Annotated in this window: 1 protein-coding gene; it reads right to left on the minus strand. The window is 64.6% G+C overall.

Features of this window, described 5'->3' with window-relative positions:
* Positions 1-335 precede the first annotated feature (335 nt).
* Complete coding sequence (locus BM388_RS17425; protein WP_089852501.1) at positions 336-1,817, minus strand: bifunctional 2-methylcitrate dehydratase/aconitate hydratase; 1,482 nt, start codon at positions 1,815-1,817, stop codon at positions 336-338.
* Between the last annotated feature and the right edge of the window lie 130 nt (positions 1,818-1,947).

The following is a 1,947-nucleotide window of genomic DNA, read 5'->3' on the forward strand; positions in this document are numbered from 1 at the left end:
ACCACTATTACCGCCTGCAACGTTTGCCCGTTGCCGGCAGCGGATGCGTACTTTACGGCTTGGAGCCGACGCATGCAACCCCGTGCGTCAGAAAAATATAGCTCACTGCGACTCGGAGCGCCATGCGTTGTGTTGCCTTTGTTCGTGGCCACGCCGAGATCGGCCCGCAACGCCGCTTCTACCCTGCGTGATGAGCGTGACCGAAGCATGGGTACACGCCCCGCCCACACGCCTCAACACAGGGCCACAGCCCTTGCGGAGACCCACCGCAACGCTATCCCACGACACGGCTCACGACCCTCCGACTCTGGACGGTCGATTAAAGATGCGCAGGCTCAGATCACGAAGAGGTCGACGAAACGATGCACCGCGGTCTGCTCCAGGCGCGCCTGATCACCGCAGAGCTCGACGATCTGCGCGCAGCGACCGGCCGGAAAGCGCGTGGCCAAGTTGTGCGCAAACTTTTCTTCCAGCAGCGGAATGCCCTCCGCCCGCCGGCGACGGTGGCCGATGGGATAGTCCACCGCGACCTTCTCCGTGGCACTGCCGTCCTTGAAGAAGACCTGGACGGCGTTGGCGATGGCGCGCTTCTGCGGATCGTAGTAGTCCCGGGAATACGTCTGATCCTCGACGACCTCCATCTTCCCGCGCAGCTCATCGATCCGCGGATGGGCCTCGTGGAAGGCATCCTCATAGTGCTCGGCGGTAAGGCTGCCGAAGATCAGCGGCACGGCGGTCATGTATTGAAGGCAGTGATCCCTGTCGGCGGGATTGGCCAGGTCGCCCGACTTGGAGATGATGCGGATCGCCGAGTCGTGGGTGGTCAGCACGATGCGCTCGATCTCATCCAGCCGGTCCTTCACCTGGGAGTGCAGGGTCACCGCCGCCTCGCAGGCGGTCTGGGCATGGAACTCGGCCGGGAAGGAGATCTTGAACAGGATGTTCTCCATCACGTGGCTGCCGAGCTCGCGCTGGAAGGTGAACCGGCGCTCCTCCTCCGGCTTGGTGGCCAGGTCGCGATTGGTATGGCTGAAGAGCACGTCGTAGAAGCCCCACTGCGGGGCTGTCAGCACGCCCGGGATGCCCATCTCGCCGCGCATGGCGATATCGGCCAGGCGCACGGCGCGGGAGGTGGCGTCCCCGGCGGCCCAGCTCTTGCGCGAGCCCGCATTCGGCGCATGACGGTAAGTACGCAGGCTCTGGCCGTCGACGAAGGCATGGGAGAGGGCCGCGAGCAGGCGCTCGCGATCGGCTCCCATCAGCTTCGCCACCACGGCGGTGGAGGCCACCTTGACCAGCACCACATGATCGAGCCCGACCCGATTGAAGGAGTTGTCGAGCGCCAGCACGCCCTGAATCTCGTGAGCCATGACCATCGCCTCGAGCACCTGGCGCATGGTCAACGGCTCGCGCCCATCGGCGACACGCTGCTGGGAGAGATGATCGGCCACGGCCAGGATACCCCCCAGGTTGTCGGAGGGATGGCCCCATTCGGCGGCCAGCCAGGTGTCGTTATAGTCCAGCCAGCGAATGATGGCCCCGATGTCCCAGGCCGCCTTGACCGGATCGAGGCGGAAGGAGGTGCCGGGCACACGCGCACCGTGAGGCACCACGGTACCCTCGACGATCGGCCCCAGGTGTTTGGTGCACTCGGGAAAGCGCAGCGCCAGCAAGCCGCAGCCCAGGGTATCCATCAGACAGTGGCGTGCCGTCTGCAGCGCTTCGTCGCTGTCGATCGTGAACTCGAGGACGTAGTCGGCGAGGGTCTGCAGCTCTTCGTCATACTCCGGGCGCACGTTGGTTTCCACGGTGCTCATCGGGTGCCTCCTGCTGTCGCGAATCGGTCGGTGTTTCGTAAGCGGTCCACAAACCCCACCTGTTGCGGCGTGAGTCAGACCGGTAGAGTCTCTTTCCAGCGCCAGGGAAGCAGTGTGTCGAGATCCTCAC

This window comes from Halomonas saccharevitans (assembly GCF_900116405.1).
In the GTDB taxonomy this organism is placed as follows: domain Bacteria; phylum Pseudomonadota; class Gammaproteobacteria; order Pseudomonadales; family Halomonadaceae; genus Halomonas; species Halomonas saccharevitans.